The sequence below is a fragment of the Bacillus sp. EB01 genome, assembly GCF_000613125.1.
Classification (GTDB): domain Bacteria; phylum Bacillota; class Bacilli; order Bacillales; family Cytobacillaceae; genus Bacillus_D.
The window spans coordinates 1,935,122-1,955,993 of the sequence record NZ_HG964497.1; the positions used below are offsets into that span (position 1 = coordinate 1,935,122).

Sequence of the window (20,872 nt, forward strand, 5' to 3'; positions counted from 1 at the left end):
CTATTAAAAGTTTATTGAAAAGTCCTTTTCTGTATTACCTTTAGGATCATATATCCGTTCAGTATAAGAAAGTCTGTCTCCCTCCATCAACAGGATCGTCGAGCACCTCGTCCCGTAGCCTTTACTCCTAATAAACATCGGTGAAAGCATCCTTTCAAGCTCAAGGCCTACACCTGTATCAGGAAGGTCGGCATCTTCAGCGGGGTCGGTATTTTTTAGTAGTTGAAATAAAGCAATTTTTAGAGCGGCACCCTCTTTGTCCAAGATGGATTCCAACCCCTTTTTCCCTCGTTCCACCTTCGGCCACGGTGTATTCAGCAGATGATTGCTTACACCATGTATGCCAGGTGGAACCTCGCGGATGACACCTTCAATATTTGAATAATAATATAGGTTCGACTGGTCTCCGGCTAGCAAATTAAAACCAGGGTAAAGACTCCCCTTTTGCGCGGCAGCCTTCAGATAATTCTCAGGACTAGCTTTTCCCCGCAAGAAATCCGCAACAAGCTCTCCTCTTGACAGCTGGCCAGTCGCCTTCATCTCTTTAGGGTCTCGAAAGTTAGTCAGGGCGGCAAATCTCCCCAACTTCGTCACTCCCATCCAAGTACCCAGCTTTTCCAGGTCCCTTCCGGCAAGGAGGTGTGGTTGATCCTCCCAAAAGTGAGCAGCAGCGGTGGGCCGTTCGTAGCTTTCATCCCGATTGGATGCGACAATCAACGGATATCTGGGATGAACTTTATAGGCAAATAAAATTAAACACATCGTTATCACTGCTTTCTCATTACTCTTTACACCAATAGTATCCCAATTTGGAAGTCATTGTCTCATTATTTTACTCAGTATGGTGATACTAACAACAACAATAGTTCCAGAGGTGATAAGAAAGTGAAACGTAAGGTAATTATCTGTCTTTCAACGATTTTTTGTTTAGCTGCATTATGTTTATTCATATACTATCTCAACAAAGGAGATTCATCACGGTGGCAGGTTGCTGCCGGAGGATTTGGAGTAAGTGCTCTGCCGGTTCTCCTTCTTTTCACAAAAAGAAATCCCTTTAATATCCCAATCATAATCGGCTACTATATAGCGATTCTTTGCACGACGTTTCTGGGTTCTATCGCGACATTTTATTTAAAATATAAATGGTGGGACTCTACCATCCATCTTTACAAAGGAATATTGGTTGTATTCATAGGCATTGCCTTATACAAATTGCTTGTTCCTGAAGGTTCTCGCCCTGGTGTTTCCAAGCTCCTGCTTGGTTTGTTTACCATTTCTCTTGCCGTTACCTCAAGTGTACTGTGGGAAATTTACGAATATGTGGGAGATTTGTTCTTTACCCATACAATGCAGCTTGGCGGAAACAAAGATACCATGCTCGATTTACTTGCCGGTACCTCTGGAGGTCTGGCTGCTAGCCTGTATTCACTTGTTAGGAAGGAAAAGCTATAAAGGGGTGCTGAAATGGGACGCAAGTTTATTATTATAATTTGTTTATTATATTGTGTATTTATGGCATTTCTTGCTTTTAGCTTTCACGAGCAAGGAGAATCATTTAAGTTTTCTGTCGCCGCTGCCGGAATTGGCTGTGGGGCTGTACCGCTCATTCTTGGTATTTTTACTAAGTGGAAATTTAACGTTCCTCTGGTAGTTGCTTATCTCATCTTTTTATTTTGCTCTCAATATCTCGGTTCCATTTCAGGCTGGTACGGGCTTGGCTGGTGGGATACCTTCCTTCATGGTTTGAGCGGGGCACTTCTCGGCTTCACTGGGATAGCCATTTATGAGAGGTTAATCCACCGGGAGGCAGGGAGACAAATTTCGGCATGGTTTGTATTCCTCTTTGTGTTTTCCTTTGCTGTTTTTGGCGGGGTAGTTTGGGAGATATATGAATTTACATCGGATGAACTTTTCGGAATGACCCTGCAAGGCGGAGGAAATAAGGATACAATGATTGACCTGATTTCAGATGCACTTGGTGGATTAGCAATTGCAGTATTGGCTGGATTAAGGACTTCATCAAGAAGATAAGGCAATCTGTTGTTTGGGCAATCTAAATAGTTTAATTCATCTCCTTTAAAGGAATAGTTGTTATAACGACAATATAGGGATAGTGATTACGTGATTTTGTGGAGCTTGGTTTTTGCTATTGGGTTAACTGCTGTCCACCTTGGTTCAAAGTATATGGGATTTCTCGGGTTCATGCCAAGGAGCAAGCTATTATCAATAGGCGGCGGGGTATCTGTGGCATATGTATTCATCCACATACTCCCCGAATTGAACAAACATCAGTCTGAGCTTAGGGAATCCGGACTGGAATCGGAACTAAGCTTTCTTGAGCACCATGTTTACCTTGTATCAATGATTGGACTTGCTTTGTTCTATGGACTCGAACGAATGGCCCGCCTTTCAAAAAAAGAAACGAGTGCAAGTAAACGGATATTTTGGACTCATGTCCTATCATTCGCGCTATACAATGGACTGATCGGCTATTTATTAATTAGAGGCGAAAGCGGCAAACTATCGGAGTTATTCACATTTTTCCTGGCATTGGCGGTCCATTTTATCGCGAATGATCACAGCATGCGCGAGTCTCATAAGCGAACATACGATACATATGGACGATGGCTTCTTTCAGTTTCTATATTGGCAGGCTGGGTTATTGGCTATTTTAGCAGCATCGATAAAGATACGATTGCAATACTCTTTGCCTTGCTGGCAGGGGCTATCGTATTGAATGTATTGAAAGAGGAATTACCGGAGCAAAGGCAAAGCAACTTTTGGGCATTTTTTGGAGGAATGATTGCCTACACAATCCTGCTGCTGGCTCTTTGATGCAACTATTTTTGTTGGGGCGTGATTTCTCCCCCGAGAAGTGTACCAAACTGCACTTTTTTTCGGGATAAAGTTTTGAGCCAGCCCTCTCCGGCTGGCTCATTGGTTATGCGTATTTCCGTTCCTCATTTGTGAAAAAGCTCTTCATGGCGTTAAATACATCGGCTTTTTGTTTAAGGATATAATACCTAAAATCTTCATTCTTAATATTCTTGTAGGCTGACATCAGGGTCGAATGCCTATTGTACTGATTTACCTCGCCATACCCAAACATATTGGATACTTTCATTAATTCCTCAACAAGCTTGACGCACCTTGCATTGTCCGAGGTCAAGTTGTCACCGTCCGAGAAATGGAACGGATAAATATTGAATTTCACCGGGTCGTACTTTTGATTGATCAATTCAAGTGCTTTCCTGTATGCCGAGGAACAGATGGTACCGCCGCTTTCCCCTTTCGAGAAAAAGTCTTCCTCGGATACAACTTTTGCTTCTGTGTGATGGGCAATGAATTCAATCTCAACTGTCTCATATTTGGTCCTAAGAAACCTTGTCATCCAGAAGAAGAAACTGCGAGCCATATACTTTTCCCATAGTCCCATCGAACCGCTAGTGTCCATCATTGCAAGGACGACAGCTTTGGAATCTGGTTTAATAATTTCATTCCATGTCTTGAATTTCAAATCTTCTTTGTAGATTGGGTGGAATGCTGGCTTGCCGTACATCGCATTCCTCTTGAAGGCAGACATCATCGTCCGCTTTTTATCTATATTTCCCATTAGCCCCGTCTTGCGGATATCATTGAATTCAATGTGTTCTACCTGATGCTCCTGCTGTTCTTTCTTCTTTAGGTTAGGCAATTCAAGCTCTTTAAATAACGCTTCCTGCAGCTCCATCATTGAAACTTCCGCTTCAAAATAGTCTTCTCCTGCCTGGTCGCCTGCCCCTTGCCCTTTTCCTGGTCCTTTTTTGTCACCGGACCCATCCCTGGCAACAACATCTCCTACTTTGGATTTGCCATTTCCCTGGCCGACATGCTTATTTTTATCATAGTTGTAACGGATTTTGTATTCGTCCAATGAACGAATCGGTATTTTGACTACATCGCGGCCATTTGACATGATAATACTTTCCTCGGTAATCAAGTCTGGAAGATTATTGCGGATTGCCTCCTGGACTTTTTCCTGATGCCGTTGCTGGTCATCGTGGCCTTTTCGGTGGAGGGACCAATCTTCCTTTGAGATCACAAAATGGTGATTGTTCTCATCGATCATTCCAAACCCCTCCTTATTAAGTTTTTTTAAAGTTTTTCTTCACATGTTCCAGCTTTATGAATAAACTATGATGGTGCCCAAAATGAATGATAGTAATGATTGATTACTCTATACTATGCGAAAACAGTAGATAATTTACAAATTATTTTGAAAATTAACAGTAAATATATGGTATACAATATAAGCTGACAAAAAAACCTCCGCGTTAGTTGCGGAGGTTTTCGTCTTCTTCTTCATTTTGTATTGGATCTGGATTCTTTCCATATTCCTCTTTTAATTCTTGATTAGAACGGCGATTCTCCATTTGTTTACCCAGATTTTTAATATCTTCCATATCGGGTGCCATAGACCCATTTTTAGGTTGATAGTCTTTATCAAGGCCTACATTTTTCTTATCCTTTTCCATTGGTCTCACCTCTACCCGTCTAATTCCCCGATATGCATTTTAATAAACTATAAGCCGGATGCTATTTACATGCATCCGACTTAAAACTTTACTTTAATAGGCTAGCGGTTTAACAGGCTGCCGACATATCTAAGCAGTTCATTGGCAGATGTTGAATTATAGCCATGTTCATCAATCAGGCGGGCGACAACATTATTTATCTTCTTAAGCTGCTGCTCATCTGGCGTTTTCGAGGATGTCGTAATTTTGACAACATCCTTCAAATCTGCGAAAAGCTTCTTCTGAATCGCTTCACGCAGACGGTCATGGGAGTTGTAGTCAAATCGCTTCCCTTTCCTTGCATAGGCAGAAATACGGATCAGCACCTCTTCACGGAAAGCCTTCTTCGCATTTTCAGAAATGCCAATTTGCTCCTCAATCGACCTCATCAGCTTTTCATCAGGTGAAATTTCCTCCCCGGTAAGCGGGTCTCGGAGTTTAGACTTGTTGCAATATGCCTCGACATTATCAAGATAATTATCCATAAGTGTTTTTGCGGACTCCTCATACGAATAGACAAATGCCTTTTGGACTTCCTTTTTAGCAATCGTATCATACTCTTTCCTGGCCAGAGAGATATAATTCATATACTTCTCCCGAAGCTCGGGTGTAATTGATGGATGCTGATCCAATCCATCCTTCAACGAGCGAAGGACATCAAGAGCATTAATGGACGTCATTTCTTTGCGAATAATTGTTGAGGATATCCTGTTGATAACATATCGCGGATCAATTCCGCTCATTCCTTCATCCTGGTATTCCTTTTTTAACTCTGCTACATCCGCGGCATTGTATCCCTCTACACTTTCCCCATCATAAAGCCTCATCTTTTTAACAAGGTCAATGTCGCCCTTCTTAGGTTCCTTCAGCCTGGTAAGAATCGTAAACATTGCAGCCACTCGTAATGTATGAGGTGCTATGTGTACATCAGCAACATCACTTTCACGAATCATCTTATCGTAAATTCTCTCTTCCTGCGATACCTTTAGGTTATATGGAATTGGCATGACAATGATTCTTGAATGGAGTGCTTCGTTTTTCTTATTTGAGATGAACGACCTGTATTCAGTTTCGTTCGTATGGGCAACGATTAATTCATCAGCACTGATCAGTGCAAACCTGCCCGCCTTGAAATTACCTTCCTGTGTCAGGGAAAGCAGGTGCCATAGGAATTTTTCATCGCACTTCAACATTTCCTGGAATTCCATCATCCCGCGGTTCGCTTTATTCAATTCACCATCAAACCGGTATGCACGGGGGTCCGACTCGGAACCGTACTCGGCAATTGTTGAGAAATCGATGCTTCCAGTTAAATCGGCGATATCCTGTGATTTAGGATCTGACGGGCTGAATGTTCCAATTCCAACCCTTTTATCCTCTGAAAAGAAAATCCGTTCAACCTGGACATCCTCAATTCTGCCTCCATACTCTTCCTGGAGACGCATCATATTAAGTGGAGATAAATTCCCTTCAATCCTGATTCCATACTCGTCAAAGAAGTCTTTTCTTAGATAGTGCGGTACTAAATGAAGCGGATCCTCATGCATTGGGCAGCCTTTAATCGCATAAACAGCTCCCCTGTCAGTATGCGAATAGGCCTCCAGCCCTCTTTTCAACATAGTCACAAGCGTGGATTTACCGCCTGAGACCGGCCCCATCAGCAGCAAAATCCGCTTTCTCACATCCAGGCGTTTTGCCGCTGGATGGAAATATTCCTCAACCAGGCGCTCCAGAGCTTCTTCTAGACCAAACAACTGCTGATTAAAAAATTCATACGATTTTTTGCCCTTTTCTTTTGCGATTCCGGCATCCTTCAACATATTATAAACCCGTGAATGTGCGGATTGGGCAACCCATGGCTTCTCTTTCAGCAATTGTAAATACTCTCCGAAGGTACCTTCCCAGCGAAGCTTTTCTTCCTCTTCTCTGTACATCTCGATTTTTCTTAAAATATCCATAGTGTAAAGTCCTCCCCCTGTCGCTAAAATCAGAGACGATTACTATACTCTATGCGTCCACCCATTTGAACATGCAACTGACCTCCTGAAATATCCTCGCTAAAAATAATAGTAATTCATTTCCACAAACGATTTGTTAAGCTATAATGGTCTTGTATTATTTATTTTGATCTCTTGACGGGCAAAGGGGGCTTATTAATACCATGAGACTAGTTTTAATTCTTGGCGTTACCGTTACATTCCTCGCAGCTATTTTCACATCCGGATATGATGATAAGCCGGGAACAAATAGCAAATAGGTAAAAGAAATCAGTCGGTGTTTTTCACCAAATGATACTATTTTAAAGCGGACGACTGCATGGAAATGGAAAAGAGCTGCCCTTGGAGGCAGCTCTTTTCTTTATTTTACTTTAAATTCATTTTATTTCTTTGTACAAATTCCTTCATATACATTCGGTTTTTTCGGTCCAGCATTCCCGCTATCTGGCTGGACCAGGTATCACGCCGCTTCCCTTCAGTCCGTTCCTTATAATACGCAGAAATAAGCTGATCATACTCTTCAAGCTGATGTAAGTAAATCTTTTTGTCCTGTTCGTATCCATCTTCATGATAAATATGTTCAAAAGGAAGCCGAGGCTTCTTTCCTGGCGCTTGCGCTGGATATCCAACCGCAAGACCAAACAAGGGGATAACCCGTTCAGGAGTCGAAAGCAGCTTCTTCACTTCTTCCAGGTCATTTCGGATCCCACCGATATAGCAGATTCCTAACCCCATTGATTCCGCTGCAGTCGCCGCATTTTGGGCTGCAAGGGCAGCATCAATTAATGCCACCATGAATTTCTCAGTGCTTTCAATCGAATCGAGTACATCACGCTCCTGTGTTTCACCAATTAGAGAGTGTCTATATAAGTCAGCGCAGAACACAAAAAAGTGTCCGTTTTTCTCTACATACTCCTGATTTCCGACTATTTCGGCCAATCGTTTCTTTTTCGATTGATCCTTTACACCGATAATAGAATAGGCCTGAATGAAGCTCGATGTCGAGGCAGCCTGAGCGCTCTCAACAATGGCGCGTATTTGATCGTCCGTTAATGGCTTGTTCTCAAACTTGCGGATTGAGCGGTGGTTAAGCAGTGTCTCAATGATTGGATTCATGATTTACGCTCCTTTGCACTAGAGATAATTCTGTTATGTAAAAAGCCTGCGCGGGTGGCAGGCCTACAACAGTTCAGGATAGTTTTGCTGCCTTAATGCTTCATAAACAAGAATTGCAGCCGTATTTGAAAGGTTCAGGGACCGGATATGGCTATTCATCGGAATTCGAAGACACCTGTCCAAATTTGCCTCTATCACTTCCTTAGGCAGGCCTGTCGTTTCCTTGCCAAAAATAAAATAGTATTCCTTTTCTGGATCACTAAAGTCAAATGTTGTATGGGGCTTTTCTCCAAACTTAGTTATATAAAAAAACTCTCCGCCTCTTGCTGACTTATAAAAGTCATCCAGAGAATCATGATAAACGAGTTTCACATGCTCCCAATAATCAAGTCCCGCTCTTTTCAGTTGTTTGTCATCAGTTGAAAAACCAAGAGGACGGATTAAGTGGAGATATGTACCTGTACCGGCACATGTTCTTGAAATATTTCCAGTGTTGGCCGGGATAAGTGGTTGATATAAGACAACGTGAATAGCCAAGATGTTCACTCCTTACAAGAAAAGCGCAAGCGCATTGATCAGCACCGTATGGACTGGAGAACCTCGAAGGAGATAAAGTAAACACAATGAGCAGAAGCTAATCAATGTTGACTTATCGGAACGAGGGGACCGATGTACATTAGGAGCGAGGCGCTAGAGCTAGACATTTTTAAAAAGATATACTTTTTGATATTATAAAACAACCTTTTGCAGGCTAACCCCGCAAAAAGAATTACTCCGTTATTATACCACTCCCACCACCTCTTACAACTATTCGCGGCTGTCATCAACGATCGTATAAAACTTATATTTTATTTTTGGAGTATACGCGGACGAATCCGTATAAGCCCAGTATCTCATCCGGCTATTATACGTATGGGCATTCACAAGTGGCATCCCGTTTGCATCCTTCGCAACGACAATGGTGTTATGATTATACCTTCCATCTCCTTCAAAGTCATAGCAAATGACATCACCCAGCAGCAGTTTATCCGGACTTGATACCTCCCTCGCCCGGAGCCCTGATTTCGAAGTACCCAAATACAAGCGCAATGAATTTGCAACCGACCAGCTGAAGCTCCAATTATTGCTGCGCATCCACCAGCCCTGGCCACGGTTGGGGTATCCCCTCATAGGCGCTCCGCCGGCATGGAGACATTGGGATATAAAATTGGTACAATCTACCTCGAACTTTTTAAATGCAGGATTGTATGAATTCCACCAGCGCTCTGCGTATTGTACCGCCTTCCGCCTGTCATACGTATAAGACGAACGGTCCCCTTCACTTATAGAGTCGAGCGATAAATCCGTGGAAATAGTTGAAGCTGGTTGAACAGGAAAAACTTCACTATCTCTGGACAACGTTCCGCTCTTAAAGAAAGCTTCTCTCGTTTCGACCTCTTCTTCAATGTAAAGCTTTCCGCCTTGCTTTATCAGGTTTTGGAAATGCACCTCATAAAGAACCTTTTGCCCGTCTGCCTCCTTTGATTGTTTGCAGATTCGACCAAACCCGTGGGTTTTAACTATTTCAGCATCCCGTTCAATGCAGGACTGTATTTTTCTCCTTGCCTTTTCATCCTTGCATTCTTCAAGTTCACTTACAAATTCGTTGACCCTTCTTTCGAGCATTTGCTGTAATTGATTTAACACTTCTGCCGCCCCCTTTCCTACCATTCATATGAAAAGGGAGTCAATTTTAGGCAAAAAAATAAGGATGGCAAATGTGCCATCCTTGCATTTATTTTATCATTTCAAGACCCTTTTCAATCTCTGTCAATACTTCGTCATCCTTCTCGATAGTAAGCATTGAAGAGAGAATTTCCCTCGCCTCGTCGCTGCCAATTTTGCCCAGCGCCCATGCGGCTGTTCCCCTCATGACTGGCCGAGGGTCTTTTTTGATAACCTCTTGAAGTTCCCCAATAGCGCTCTCATCCTTAAAGTGGCCAAGTGCAATAATCGCATTGCGCTGTATGGGCTTCTTGCCGCGCCACGATCCCGCAACAGTACCAAACCTCTGTTTGAATTCTTTATTACTCAGGGTCAGTATCGGTTTAAGAAGAGGCTTTGCAACCTCTGGATCCGCCTCCATCTCATAGTGGAAGTGAAAGTCCTTTCCTTTGTTGACCGGGCAAGCGGTCTGGCAGGAATCGCAGCCGTATATCCGGTTGCCAATCTTGTCTCTGAATTCGTCAGGGATAAAATCCTTTGTCTGAGTCAAAAAAGCAATGCATCTCTTTGCATTAATCTGCCCTCCCTGTATAAGAGCGCCAGTTGGGCAGGCATCCAGGCATTTCGTGCAGGAACCGCATTGTTCCTCCATTGGCAAATCAGGTTCAAGCGGGAGACTTGTGATCATCTCACCAAGGTACACATATGAACCATATTCAGGAGTAAGGATCGAGCAGTTCTTTCCGCTCCAGCCAATCCCAGCCCGCTCAGCAACTGCACGGTCAGCCAGTTCACCAGTATCAACCATAGACTTCATCCTTGCGCCCGGTACCTGTTCAGAAATGAACTGCTCAAGCTGGTTTAACTTATCCCGGAGAATATGATGGTAATCAAGCCCCCATGAAGCACGGGCGAATATTCCCCTGCGTTCTCCCTTTGTGCTTATTGGCCGGTCATGCATTTTTGAAGGATAGGCCAGCGCAATTGCAATAATTGACCTCGGCTCGTCCATGAGCAAGCCAGGATTGGTCCTTTTTTCAATATCAGGTTCTTCAAAGCCGGACTGGTAGTTCAATTCCTGCTGGCGGATCAGCCTATTCTTTAACTCTGTGAAAGGGTCTGCGGTCGTAAAGCCGATTTTATCTATGCCAATCGTCTTGCTATATGCAATTATGTCTGCTTTTAGTTTTTTGTAATCCAAAGGTTTCAACCTCCCTTCCAAGATATTGTATCTATATGAAACGCTTGTTTTTATAGGGCATCCTTTATATGATAAACTATTTTTACAGATATTTGGAGGTGTATTGATTGGAAATTCGCATTGCAAAGGAGTTATCAGAGCTCATTCCCCACTTTAAATTAGGGGTGATTTTCTATAGCGGAATCAAGGTTGGCGAATCACCACAAATGCTAAAGGGGAGACTCCAACTGTTTCAGGAATCTATTTTCTTTGATCTTGAGGGGTCTTCGGTGGCAGAATTGGATGGACTGAAAGAATGGCGGCAAATATTTAAAACAACTGGAAAAGACCCAAACCGATACAGGCCTTCAGTCGAGGCATTGTACAGACGAATTGGGAAGCAAAATTTTCTTCCTTCGGTACAAAGCGCGATTGACTTAAATAATTTCTTTTCGCTTCAATATCAAGTGCCGATCGGTATTTATGATATAGACCAGCTCAAGGGTGATATCTCTGTAAGGCTCGGAAAATCAAATGAGGAATATACAGGTCTAAATGGACGGTCAAATTCACTTGATAAGTTAATCGTATCCTCTGATCAACTTGGCCCGTTCGGCAGCCCGTTTGTGGATTCAAGCCGCGCCTCTGTTTCAGAAATTACAACTAATGCTTTGCAGCTCATTTATTTACGGCCATCAACAAACTATAACGATGCGCAAAGACTAACAGAATCCTTGATGAAAATGTTTGTTCAAATTCATGGGGGAGACGGCGATTTTATAATAGTCGAATCAAAATAAAATTAAAAAACGCAATGCCTCGTCTTACACGAAACACTGCGTTAGTAAACTATGGTTAGTGAAAACAGTTTGTCTGGCTTTTTAGGGGAGCTTTAATCAGGAACTCCGATTAAAGAATGCTCGAATTTTGTCGAAATCTTAATGACAATATTTATAATACATTTATGACAAAACCATGTCAACTTAAAATAGTGAATGAAAAGCCTTACATAAAATATTATTAACCTGGTACTATTACCCATATAGTTATTTAGAAGACAAGTGCAATGGCAGAAGAGGTATTCTTCGGTTCTTCGGTTCTTCGGTCCCTCGGTATATCCTATATAGCATTAGACTTTCTACTGTTTTGGCTGGAATACTTAAGGACCTTAAGGACAAACCTATCCATATACTACGTAAGGAGGAACAAGTATGGATATGATTGACCCACAAAGCCTTAAAGCCGGGGATGAGGTATACGTAATATATAACAATCCTCATACACCAACTGTATCTAATATACGCCCGGCAGAGATTGTACCTCATCCAAAAGACCCAAACGCACTCGCTTTATTTATTAATGAGACTCTTCACGTAATAGAAGATGATGATGCATTGTTCACATCAGAAGCGGCTGCAGAAAAGGCCTTCAATGACCACTACTCTTGACCAACATAATGAGAATTAGAGAGACCCATACTGCTTATGGGTCTCTTTTTATTTTCACTTAAAACCCTCACCCGCTAACTTTCGGAAAAATCGGTTTATTTTGTCTTCTTTAGGGTTAAAGAAGATTGGTAAGGACATTTTCAAAAAAATTACATGATATCAGGAGGGAAAGTTATGCCGAACAAGAGTAAGAGTAAACTATTTACTGCCCTTACCTCGGCTGCACTTGCGTTATCATTAGCAGCATGCCAATCTTCATCCGACACTACAGGAAAAGATTCAGAATCTGACTCTGCAAATAAAGACAAAAAAGTTAAGATTACATACGCCCGCGGAGCTGATTCAACCGGCAGTACGGAAAAATTAATAGAGGCATTCGAAAAGGCTCATCCGAACATTGATGTCGAATACCAGGAAATGCCCAATGATAGTGGACAGCAGCATAACCAGTACGTTACTGCTTTTAGCTCCCAGAGCGATGAAATTGATGTATTTGATGCCGATGTAGTTTGGCCAGCTGAATTTGCCCAGGCAAATTACGCCCTAGAGCTGGACAGGTTGATCGAGAAAGACGGAATTAAAATGGATGATTATTTCCCTGCAACAGTACAGGCTGGAAAATTTGGCGGAAAACAATGGGCAATGCCTAAATACATGGATGCCGGACTCCTCTACTATAGAAAAGACATTGTGCAAACCCCTCCTAAAACGTGGGATGAACTAATAGCTGCCGCAAAAGATGGGCAGGGCAAGGAAGGAACAAAATTTGGTTTTGTTCTCCAGGCAAACCAGTATGAAGGCCTTGTGGTCAACGCTATGGAGTTCATCGCCTCTTACGGCGGACAAGTTATTGATGAAAACAACAAGGTAGTCATCGACAGCCCTGAGTCGATAAAAGGATTAACAAAAATGGTAGAGGTAGTGAATACCGGGATAACTCCAAACAATATCCTGACCTTTACGGAAACTGAAACTGAAACAGCCTTTATTGAAGGACAAACTGCACTTGCACGTAACTGGCCCTACATGTATAGATCAGCAGCTGACAAGGAACGTTCTAAGGTCCTGGATAAGGTTGGCTTTGCCCTTCTGCCTGCCGGCGACAAAGGCTCGGCTTCCACTCTAGGAGGGTACATGACAATGATTAACCGCTACACTGATGAGCCAGAGGCCGCTTGGGAATTTGTTAAATGGATGACCGGGAAGGAAGGCCAAACCATATCCGCTGTTGAAGGAGGAAGGGCCCCTACGCTAAAAGCCCTTTACGAGGACGAAAAGGTTAAGGAGGCAGCACCAGTGTTTGGTAATGAAGAATTTGTCAATGTCTTGCACAGCGCTGTTCCCCGTCCGGTTACTCCAAATTACCAGGAGGTTTCGGATATCATGCAAATCGAAATTTCTCAGGCTTTGACCAAGAAAATAACTCCTGAACAAGCAATTAAAAATATGCAGCAAAAAATGGAGGCTGCTTTGAACAAGTAACCGGGGAGGTGGGTGTTTCGCGCACCCGCCTTTTTCTTTTAATAATACATTTCCTGTATAGAGAGGTGTTAGGTATGTCAAAAAAGCCTGGGCAGGGCTTCAGCCTAAATGAAAAGCAGCTGGGTTATATGATGGTTCTGCCTTCCTTGCTGTTAATCATCGGAATCATCATTTGGCCTATTACCCAATCTTTTTGGAACAGTTTGTTTGACTATCGCCTGAATGATCCAGCGAGGTCACAAAAAATGCTGACGGATCACATTGACCTTGAGAGATATGCAAACAACTATTATTATTTATCGAATTCACTTGAAGAATTGGCGGGGAATAGTGACAAACCCGAAGTGAAACAGACGTTATCCGCTGTCCAGAACGATATTGAAAACCAGCACACCAACCTTTTGAGCGATAATGAAATAAAAAATAAATATGACCAGGTAAACGATTTGATTGCATCCTTTAAGCCGGTAACTGATTCTGAATTGAAATTTACAAAGCTTGAATCTGATAGTGCCGAAAGTTATACTGCTGCTCTAGATCAAGCTGAAGAAAAGATAGCCTCTCTTGAATTAGGGAGTGAACAGGACACTATAGCTAATGATTTAACACAGCAAATCAAGGAAACCAGGGCTTCCATTTTGAAATCCAACTTTATCGGATTTAAAAATTACTCCTACTACTTTCAGGATGGCCGAATGTGGCAATCACTTTGGAATACAACGATTTTCACAGTGGTTTCAGTGTTTTTTGAGCTAGTAATCGGTTTAATGATTGCACTGCTCATAAACAGAGCGTTTTTTGGGAGAGGCGTTGTCAGGGCGGCTGTCCTGATTCCATGGGCTATTCCCACCGCCGTATCGGCTATGATGTGGAAGTATTTATATGATGGACAATCCGGAATTATCGCCCACTATTTCGAGAAATTCCATCTTATTGAAAGTGCAGGTGATTTGCTGACAACTGGAGCTGGAGCGATGTTCTCAATTATTTTTACAGACGTCTGGAAAACTACTCCGTATATGGCTTTGCTCCTGCTGGCTGGGTTACAAACGATTCCTTCATCCCTATATGAAGCAGCCCAGGTGGATGGAGCAAATAAATTTCAGCAGTTTTTTAAAATTACCTTGCCGCTGCTTAAGTCGTCGATTTTAGTCGCGCTGCTATTCAGAACACTGGATGCTTTTAGGGTGTTTGACTTAATTTACGTACTCACCGGCGGCGGCCCCGCGAACTCGACAGAATCCATTACGGTTTATGCATATAAAACTCTTTTCTCGCAGCAAAATTTTGGAGCGGGATCTGTTCTTTCCGTCATTGTTTTCCTTGCCGTTGCTTTAATTAGTATGATTTACATCAAATTTATCGGATCGGATCTTTTTGAAGGAAAAGTGAAAAACTAGGAGGGTGGAGGAATGAAGAAAAAAGCTGGAATCCCATTTTTTCTATTTTTAATAGTGTTTATATTTTTTGTGATGTTTCCCTTTTTATGGGTCTTTCTCACTTCCATTAAGCCGCCTGGCGAGATTTTTTCATCCTTTGCCTGGTTTTCGGATAACCCAACAATGGAATCCTATGAATCAGCCCTGACTACGAGGCCGCTTTTGACCTACATGAAAAACAGCTTTATCGTAGCTGGCTTGACCACATTGATTGCCATCGTTTTTGCATCCTTTGCAGCCTATGCACTGACTCGACTCCCAATTAAATTTAAGGGGCTCATCCTTGGTATCGTATTGGCGTCTTCGATGTTCCCTCATATCGCAATCATGTCGCCAATTTATAATTTTGTAACTGACTTTAATATAAGGAACACGTATATCGGGCTTGTCATCCCATATATTACATTCAGCTTGCCACTTGCAATCTGGCTGCTTTCTACCTTTTTTCAAAAAATACCGTTCGATTTGGAAGAATCAGCAAAAATGGATGGTGCGACCCCATTCCAATCATTCAGAAAGATTATCTTTCCGCTCGCCGCTCCTGGCGTTTTCACAACAGCCATCTTGGTCTTTATCGCGGCATGGAATGAATACTTATTCGCGCTTACCATTAACTCTAAAGAAACGGCTCGTACAGTTCCTGTAGGAATTTCACTTTACCAGAGTGATTATACTGTTCCCTGGGGAGATATTACTGCTGCAACAGTCATTGTAACCATTCCGATTGTTATCCTTGTATTGATTTTCCAAAGGCAGATTGTTTCCGGGCTGACTTCCGGTTCTGTGAAAGGGTAGATGAACTAAAGCCATTAAGAAAGCCTTACTCGAGTAAGTAAGGCTTTTTTTATAATTGAAGATAAATACTTCGGCGCTAACTTCCTCTTTATAAGTATGGACTTGGTTAGACCCTTTTTCTTGAATAGATATAATTAAAATCTTAATGTTAATTGATTTCGAATGCCATTTTAAAACCCCAAATGGCCATTTTCAATTTTGGGTGCATCCCCTTTTGCAAATCCTTCTCATATTAATTGAATTCCTCCAATAGTTCGAATAACTTTACACCAACGGGAAACCCTCTCACTTTTAGTCTAAATAAGGACAACCTCCTGACTTGTATAATCAACCAGCACTTATATACTTAATAATAGTTGGAATATTTTGAAATAATCTAAAAATGAAAAGGAGGTTCTAAATTTGAAACGTGTATTTTTTGTTCTTGTCTCATTTGTTTTGCTTGCCTCGATGTTTATAACTCCACAACCTATTAAAATTCATGCAGAAACAAACGGTACTCAAGGCTTTGTGAAAAAATTAGGCGTACCTCATTACACAATTGGAATTTTCTCAAGTGCTTATGGTGAGGGCCCAAATGGTACAAAGGCTACTTTTGTTGCATCTGGCGGGGTATTTAACGTGATCAATACAGTTACTGGTGAGAGAATGGCTAGCCATAAGCTAAACAACACAAGCTCAATTTGGGGAATAACCGTCGATCCTTCCGGTTTGGTTTATCTTGCTGATACGACCAACCTCTTCCGTTATGATCCTCAAACAGATGTACTTGAGGATCTTGGACGGGCAACAGAAACAGAAGCAGCAACATGGGGAATCACATCTGATGAAAAAGGCCGTATTTTTGGCGGTACATGGCCAAATGGAAAAGTATTTATGTATGATCCAGAAACAGATGCTTTTACAGATTTCGGCACAATGGCTGAAGGTGCAGGATATGCAAGAGATGTTCAAGTCTATAATGGAAAACTTTATGTTGGTGTCGGCATCGAGCAACACCTAATCGAGTATGACCTGGCCACCGGAGAGAAAACTGAAATCCTTCTACCAGAAGAGAACCAAGATGAAGGCACCCCTTATGATGTAGATATCCGCGGGGATTATTTAATTACTCGGTTAGCGAATTCTAGTTCCCTGCTCGTTTATGATCTTGTAAATAAAGCTTGGGTTGACGAAATTACGCAAGCAAAGGGAAGCATGGTTTCCCCTCCAGATAAAGATAATAAGGTATATTTTCACAAAGGAACTACACTCCATTCCTATGATTTAGATACTCTTGAATTATCCGCAACAGAGCTTAATGACACATGGAGCAGCAAAGGGTTCGGTTGGATTGAACTCGATGAACCAGGCTTTGAAGGTCTGAATTTAACAAGCCTGCGTTTTAATGGAACCTATTGGATTTATAATCCAACCACCGGTCAATCAAAAGAAATCACAGCACAAATTGAAGGGCAACCGATTAGCATTCATTCTATTGCCTTAGGACCGGATGGAAATATCTATTCCAGTGGCTACCATTCGGGGGGATTTGCCTATTATTCTCCAACAGATGATAAGATTACAAGTTTCACTGGATTTGGACAAGGTGAAGGTATTATCGCAACTGAGGATTATTTATATTTAGGTGTCTATCCTGGCGCCAATATCTATCAATATGATCCAACACGACCTTATGAACATGACCCGACAGTGCCTGAAAAGCAAACCAATCCAAAGGTCTTGTTTTCATTAAAAGGAATGGAACAGGATCGCCCATTTGCCTGGGCAGAGGGTGATGGCCATGTTTTTGTAGGGACTGTTCCTGATTATGGTGTACTTGGTGGAACACTATCCATCATAAACGAAGCTACAGGTGAGCACGAAACATTTAGAAATGTTGTCCAAGATCAGAGTATTATTTCTCTCCAATACAAAGATGGATTAATCTATGGCGGTACAAGCGTATATGGTGGTTTAGATAGTAAACCGACCGCAGAAGATGCAAAGCTATTTATTTTTGACCCAGAAACAAAAGAAAAGGTATACGAAGGGACTCCGATCCCAGGAGAAAGAGGAATTGGAACACTTGAATTTGATGACGAAGGTTATTTATGGGGAATGACCCAAGGAAAAATTTTTAAATTTGATCCAGAATCCCGTGAAGTCCTTCAGTCCAAAGAGTTGTTTAGCTATAGCTGGGAAGGAATTAGTCATTTTTGGAGAGGTCCATTCTTAGACTTTGACGAAGATGGCAACTTCTATGGTTCCTCTTTAGGTAAATTGTTTAAATTCAATCCCGATAACTGGGAGTTAGAAATTTTGGACGACAAAGCTTCACTTTACGCAAAGGATGAAGAAGGGAATATCTACTTTGCCCGCGGAGCAGAATTATTTGTATACGTAAGAGATAGTGATGCTCCAGATGTTCCAACCGTTTTGAACCCAGTAGCGCCATTGTCAACCAATAACAGGTCTCCAGAAATAACGGTTGAGACTGAGCCTGGGGCAAAAGTTATCATCATTGATAAAGGCGAAGAAGTCGGTATTAGTGAAGCGGATGAAACAGGTATTGCGGTAATTAAAACAAAATCACTCACAAAGGGGATTCATAAGATGAAGGCTTATGTTGTGGATAAAGCCGGAAATGAAAGTGATATGGCTGCAATTCCACACATTATCATTAACAATGGAAAAAAGCCTAAATAAAATAATGTAGCTAAATAGGGCTGTTCCATAAGTCATTTAATCTGACTTTTGGAACAGCCCCAACCTTTTTCATCCAATGGGATATTAAAACGATTAATTAACTCCGGGTGCCTGCTTTTATAAAGTACGGATGATACTCGGCATTATGCTCCGAGGATTCGGTAACATAATAACCAAAATGGTTCATTAGTTCAAAGCGAACCATATCATTATGCTGCGTCTTTTATTTTTCCTTTGCTTTTTTCTTGATTGGTACAAATCCTTTCCATTTCCATTACTCGTCCCCAACTGTTTATCCATCCTACTATGGCATACGGAACTGATTTTTATGTTTTGGGTAAATCCGCTGGTGCAGCTAAGCTTAGCCTATGAATATAACTTCTGTACAGGAGTGGATCTAGTGAATAAAAAGATGTTTTAGAAGAGGGGCAAGTATTAGATTGGGGCAATTTTATTGCGGATGATCTTCATTTCGGATTATGGAACATTTTGGAAAAAGTAGGGGATAATTATCAAAAGTGGATTTTGAAAAATAAAGAATTCAGGGACACGTCGAAACATCTTAACTTCGTTGATTATAATTAAACCTTAACAAGTGCTTCCTGGTCTATCGTTATATAGGTTTCCTTGCTGGCAAATTTTTAATTCATAGTAATTTTCTTCTCTTACTCATTCCACACTACCTCCGTACACAATTTGTGGATATTCTGTAGTGTGAAGAAAAGTAAAAAGGCTTCCCACTAAATAGTGGGAAGCCTTTTTACAACAACATTCCTGCTGTTTATTGATACCGGTGGCCGGGGTCGAACCGGCACTCCGTGAGGAACACGATTTTGAGTCGTGCGCGTCTGCCAATTCCGCCACACCGGCATAATAAAAGGAAATTGGTCTTTTTGGAGGCGGCAACCGGATTTGAACCGGTGAATAAAGGTTTTGCAGACCTTTGCCTTACCACTTGGCTATGCCGCCGGACTAAATGGAGCGGAAGACGGGATTCGAACCCGCGACCCCCACCTTGGCAAGGTGGTGTTCTACCACTGAACTACTTCCGCAAGATGACTGGGCTAGCAGGATTCGAACCTACGAATGACGGAGTCAAAGTCCGTTGCCTTACCGCTTGGCTATAGCCCAATATTGCAAAAATTAAAAGGGGCGACTGATGGGAATCGAACCCACGAATGCCTGAACCACAATCAGGTGCGTTAACCACTTCGCCACAATCGCCATAAAAATAAAATTGGCAGGGGTAGTAGGAATCGAACCCACACCAAAGGTTTTGGAGACCTTCGTTCTACCTTTAAACTATACCCCTATAAATGGTGGAGGGGGACGGATTCGAACCGCCGAACCCTGAGGGAGCGGATTTACAGTCCGCCGCGTTTAGCCACTTCGCTACCCCTCCATCATATGGTGCCGGCTAGAGGACTTGAACCCCCAACCTACTGATTACAAGTCAGTTGCTCTACCAATTGAGCTAAACCGGCAATATGAAATATACAACTACATTTGAGTAAATGGTGGCTCAGGACGGAATCGAACCGCCGACACATGGATTTTCAGTCCATTGCTCTACCGACTGAGCTACTGAGCCATAATACCATTTTTGACAACATATTTAAAGCGCCAATTTTTACAAGTAAAAATGGCGGTCTGGACGGGACTCGAACCCGCGACCTCCTGCGTGACAGGCAGGCATTCTAACCAACTGAACTACCAGACCGTATTGCGGGGGCAGGATTTGAACCTGCGACCTTCGGGTTATGAGCCCGACGAGCTACCGGACTGCTCCACCCCGCGACGATAAAAACTTATGGTGGAGGATGACGGGATCGAACCGCCGACCCTCTGCTTGTAAGGCAGATGCTCTCCCAGCTGAGCTAATCCTCCATTTATGGTGACCCCTACGGGATTCGAACCCGTGTTACCGCCGTGAAAGGGCGGTGTCTTAACCGCTTGACCAAGGGGCCAATATTATTAAATATGTAATGGCGGAGAGCAAGGGATTTGAACCCTTGATACGCGGTTAGCGTATACACGATTTCCAATCGTGCTCCTTCGGCCACTCGGACAGCTCTCCATTTTGGCTCCGCAGGTAGGACTCGAACCTACGACCGATCGGTTAACAGCCGATTGCTCTACCACTGAGCTACTGCGGAATATTAAAGCCTGGCAACGTCCTACTCTCACAGGGGCTTACGCCCCAACTACCATCGGCGCTGAGAAGCTTAACTTCCGTGTTCGGGATGGGAACGGGTGTGACCTTCTCGCCATAGTCGCCAGACAATGAAGACATATATTATTATAATGTCTTTTTGATTTTTTTCAAGGGGAAATTTATTCCCTCAAAACTGGGTAATCGTAAAAGAAGAATTAGAAGAACACGAAGCAATCAAATATGGTTAAGTCCTCGATCTATTAGTATCAGTCAGCTCCACACGTCGCCGCGCTTCCACCTCTGACCTATCAACCT

Annotated in this window: 17 protein-coding genes, 15 tRNA genes, 1 rRNA gene and 1 pseudogene; 9 read left to right on the forward strand and 25 right to left on the reverse strand. The window is 42.4% G+C overall.

Annotated elements, in window-relative coordinates; all coding sequences use genetic code 11:
- Positions 1–3: 3 nt before the first annotated feature.
- A complete protein-coding gene (locus TY16_RS08595) occupies positions 4–762 on the reverse strand; it encodes an NRDE family protein (RefSeq protein WP_043931455.1) in 759 nt (252 codons plus the stop codon).
- A 123-nt stretch (positions 763–885) separates the two neighbouring features.
- On the opposite strand from TY16_RS08595, the gene TY16_RS08600 reads away from it, so the two are divergent.
- From TY16_RS08600 to TY16_RS08610, 3 genes are all read left to right on the forward strand, one after another.
- A complete protein-coding gene (locus TY16_RS08600) occupies positions 886–1,452 on the forward strand; it encodes a hypothetical protein (RefSeq protein ID WP_043931457.1) in 567 nt (188 codons plus the stop codon).
- 12 nt (positions 1,453–1,464) lie between these two features.
- Positions 1,465–2,031 (forward strand): hypothetical protein, encoded by a 567-nt coding sequence (locus tag TY16_RS08605; RefSeq protein WP_043931458.1) that lies wholly within the window; start codon positions 1,465–1,467, stop codon positions 2,029–2,031.
- 90 nt (positions 2,032–2,121) lie between these two features.
- On the forward strand, positions 2,122–2,835 hold the full coding sequence (locus TY16_RS08610) for a hypothetical protein (RefSeq protein WP_043931459.1): 714 nt from the start codon (positions 2,122–2,124) through the stop codon (positions 2,833–2,835).
- A gap of 106 nt (positions 2,836–2,941) precedes the next feature.
- Here the strand turns inward: TY16_RS08610 and yhbH are convergent, their stop codons facing one another.
- The 7 genes from yhbH to queG form a co-directional block, all read right to left on the reverse strand.
- The gene (gene yhbH, locus TY16_RS08615; protein WP_043931461.1) at positions 2,942–4,108 is read right to left on the reverse strand and encodes a sporulation protein YhbH; all 1,167 of its coding nucleotides are present in this window, start codon (positions 4,106–4,108) and stop codon (positions 2,942–2,944) included.
- A gap of 205 nt (positions 4,109–4,313) precedes the next feature.
- Positions 4,314–4,514 (reverse strand): hypothetical protein, encoded by a 201-nt coding sequence (locus TY16_RS08620; protein ID WP_043931462.1) that lies wholly within the window; start codon positions 4,512–4,514, stop codon positions 4,314–4,316.
- Between the two features lie 101 nt (positions 4,515–4,615).
- Positions 4,616–6,511 (reverse strand): PrkA family serine protein kinase, encoded by a 1,896-nt coding sequence (locus TY16_RS08625; protein ID WP_043931463.1) that lies wholly within the window; start codon positions 6,509–6,511, stop codon positions 4,616–4,618.
- A 405-nt stretch (positions 6,512–6,916) separates the two neighbouring features.
- Positions 6,917–7,666 carry an oxygen-insensitive NADPH nitroreductase gene (nfsA, locus tag TY16_RS08630; protein WP_043931464.1) on the reverse strand — a complete coding sequence of 250 codons (750 nt, stop codon included), beginning with the start codon at positions 7,664–7,666 and terminating at the stop codon, positions 6,917–6,919.
- A gap of 63 nt (positions 7,667–7,729) precedes the next feature.
- Entirely contained in the window at positions 7,730–8,203 is a 474-nt protein-coding gene (trmL, locus tag TY16_RS08635; protein ID WP_043931465.1) for a tRNA (uridine(34)/cytosine(34)/5-carboxymethylaminomethyluridine(34)-2'-O)-methyltransferase TrmL, read from the reverse strand.
- A 270-nt stretch (positions 8,204–8,473) separates the two neighbouring features.
- Entirely contained in the window at positions 8,474–9,352 is an 879-nt protein-coding gene (locus TY16_RS08640; RefSeq protein WP_043931466.1) for an amidase domain-containing protein, read from the reverse strand.
- 88 nt (positions 9,353–9,440) lie between these two features.
- On the reverse strand, positions 9,441–10,571 hold the full coding sequence (gene queG, locus TY16_RS08645; protein ID WP_043931467.1) for a tRNA epoxyqueuosine(34) reductase QueG: 1,131 nt from the start codon (positions 10,569–10,571) through the stop codon (positions 9,441–9,443).
- 107 nt (positions 10,572–10,678) lie between these two features.
- On the opposite strand from queG, the gene TY16_RS08650 reads away from it, so the two are divergent.
- From TY16_RS08650 to TY16_RS08675, 6 genes are all read left to right on the forward strand, one after another.
- Entirely contained in the window at positions 10,679–11,350 is a 672-nt protein-coding gene (locus TY16_RS08650; RefSeq protein ID WP_043931468.1) for a B3/B4 domain-containing protein, read from the forward strand.
- A gap of 411 nt (positions 11,351–11,761) precedes the next feature.
- Positions 11,762–11,998, forward strand: a complete 237-nt coding sequence (locus TY16_RS08655) for a transcriptional regulator SplA domain-containing protein (RefSeq protein ID WP_043931469.1) — start codon at positions 11,762–11,764, stop codon at positions 11,996–11,998.
- A gap of 174 nt (positions 11,999–12,172) precedes the next feature.
- Complete coding sequence (locus TY16_RS08660) at positions 12,173–13,480, forward strand: ABC transporter substrate-binding protein (protein WP_043931470.1); 1,308 nt, start codon at positions 12,173–12,175, stop codon at positions 13,478–13,480.
- A 74-nt stretch (positions 13,481–13,554) separates the two neighbouring features.
- Complete coding sequence (locus TY16_RS08665) at positions 13,555–14,880, forward strand: carbohydrate ABC transporter permease (protein ID WP_043931471.1); 1,326 nt, start codon at positions 13,555–13,557, stop codon at positions 14,878–14,880.
- 12 nt (positions 14,881–14,892) lie between these two features.
- Entirely contained in the window at positions 14,893–15,714 is an 822-nt protein-coding gene (locus TY16_RS08670; protein ID WP_043931472.1) for a carbohydrate ABC transporter permease, read from the forward strand.
- A gap of 402 nt (positions 15,715–16,116) precedes the next feature.
- Positions 16,117–18,402 (forward strand): Ig-like domain-containing protein, encoded by a 2,286-nt coding sequence (locus TY16_RS08675; protein ID WP_052342656.1) that lies wholly within the window; start codon positions 16,117–16,119, stop codon positions 18,400–18,402.
- Positions 18,403–18,449: 47 nt separating this feature from the next.
- Here TY16_RS08675 and TY16_RS26545 read toward each other — a convergent pair.
- The 17 genes and pseudogenes from TY16_RS26545 to rrf form a co-directional block, all read right to left on the reverse strand.
- Positions 18,450–18,652: pseudogene (locus tag TY16_RS26545) on the reverse strand (alpha-glucosidase/alpha-galactosidase); the annotation flags it as partial.
- A 538-nt stretch (positions 18,653–19,190) separates the two neighbouring features.
- Positions 19,191–19,272, reverse strand: a tRNA-Leu gene (locus TY16_RS08680).
- 24 nt (positions 19,273–19,296) lie between these two features.
- Positions 19,297–19,371 (reverse strand) — tRNA-Cys (locus TY16_RS08685).
- An 8-nt stretch (positions 19,372–19,379) separates the two neighbouring features.
- Positions 19,380–19,454: transfer RNA gene (locus tag TY16_RS08690), tRNA-Gly, on the reverse strand.
- 7 nt (positions 19,455–19,461) lie between these two features.
- A tRNA-Gln gene (locus TY16_RS08695) sits at positions 19,462–19,533 on the reverse strand.
- A gap of 20 nt (positions 19,534–19,553) precedes the next feature.
- Positions 19,554–19,626 (reverse strand) — tRNA-His (locus tag TY16_RS08700).
- Positions 19,627–19,640: 14 nt separating this feature from the next.
- Positions 19,641–19,714 (reverse strand) — tRNA-Trp (locus TY16_RS08705).
- A gap of 5 nt (positions 19,715–19,719) precedes the next feature.
- Positions 19,720–19,804, reverse strand: a tRNA-Tyr gene (locus TY16_RS08710).
- Between the two features lie 6 nt (positions 19,805–19,810).
- A tRNA-Thr gene (locus TY16_RS08715) sits at positions 19,811–19,886 on the reverse strand.
- A gap of 31 nt (positions 19,887–19,917) precedes the next feature.
- A tRNA-Phe gene (locus tag TY16_RS08720) sits at positions 19,918–19,993 on the reverse strand.
- 52 nt (positions 19,994–20,045) lie between these two features.
- Positions 20,046–20,122 (reverse strand) — tRNA-Asp (locus TY16_RS08725).
- A 3-nt stretch (positions 20,123–20,125) separates the two neighbouring features.
- Positions 20,126–20,199: transfer RNA gene (locus TY16_RS08730), tRNA-Met, on the reverse strand.
- Between the two features lie 14 nt (positions 20,200–20,213).
- Positions 20,214–20,289: transfer RNA gene (locus tag TY16_RS08735), tRNA-Val, on the reverse strand.
- Positions 20,290–20,294: 5 nt separating this feature from the next.
- Positions 20,295–20,369: transfer RNA gene (locus TY16_RS08740), tRNA-Glu, on the reverse strand.
- 19 nt (positions 20,370–20,388) lie between these two features.
- Positions 20,389–20,479 (reverse strand) — tRNA-Ser (locus TY16_RS08745).
- 4 nt (positions 20,480–20,483) lie between these two features.
- Positions 20,484–20,558, reverse strand: a tRNA-Asn gene (locus TY16_RS08750).
- An 8-nt stretch (positions 20,559–20,566) separates the two neighbouring features.
- Positions 20,567–20,683, reverse strand: a 5S ribosomal RNA gene (rrf, locus tag TY16_RS08755).
- Between the last annotated feature and the right edge of the window lie 189 nt (positions 20,684–20,872).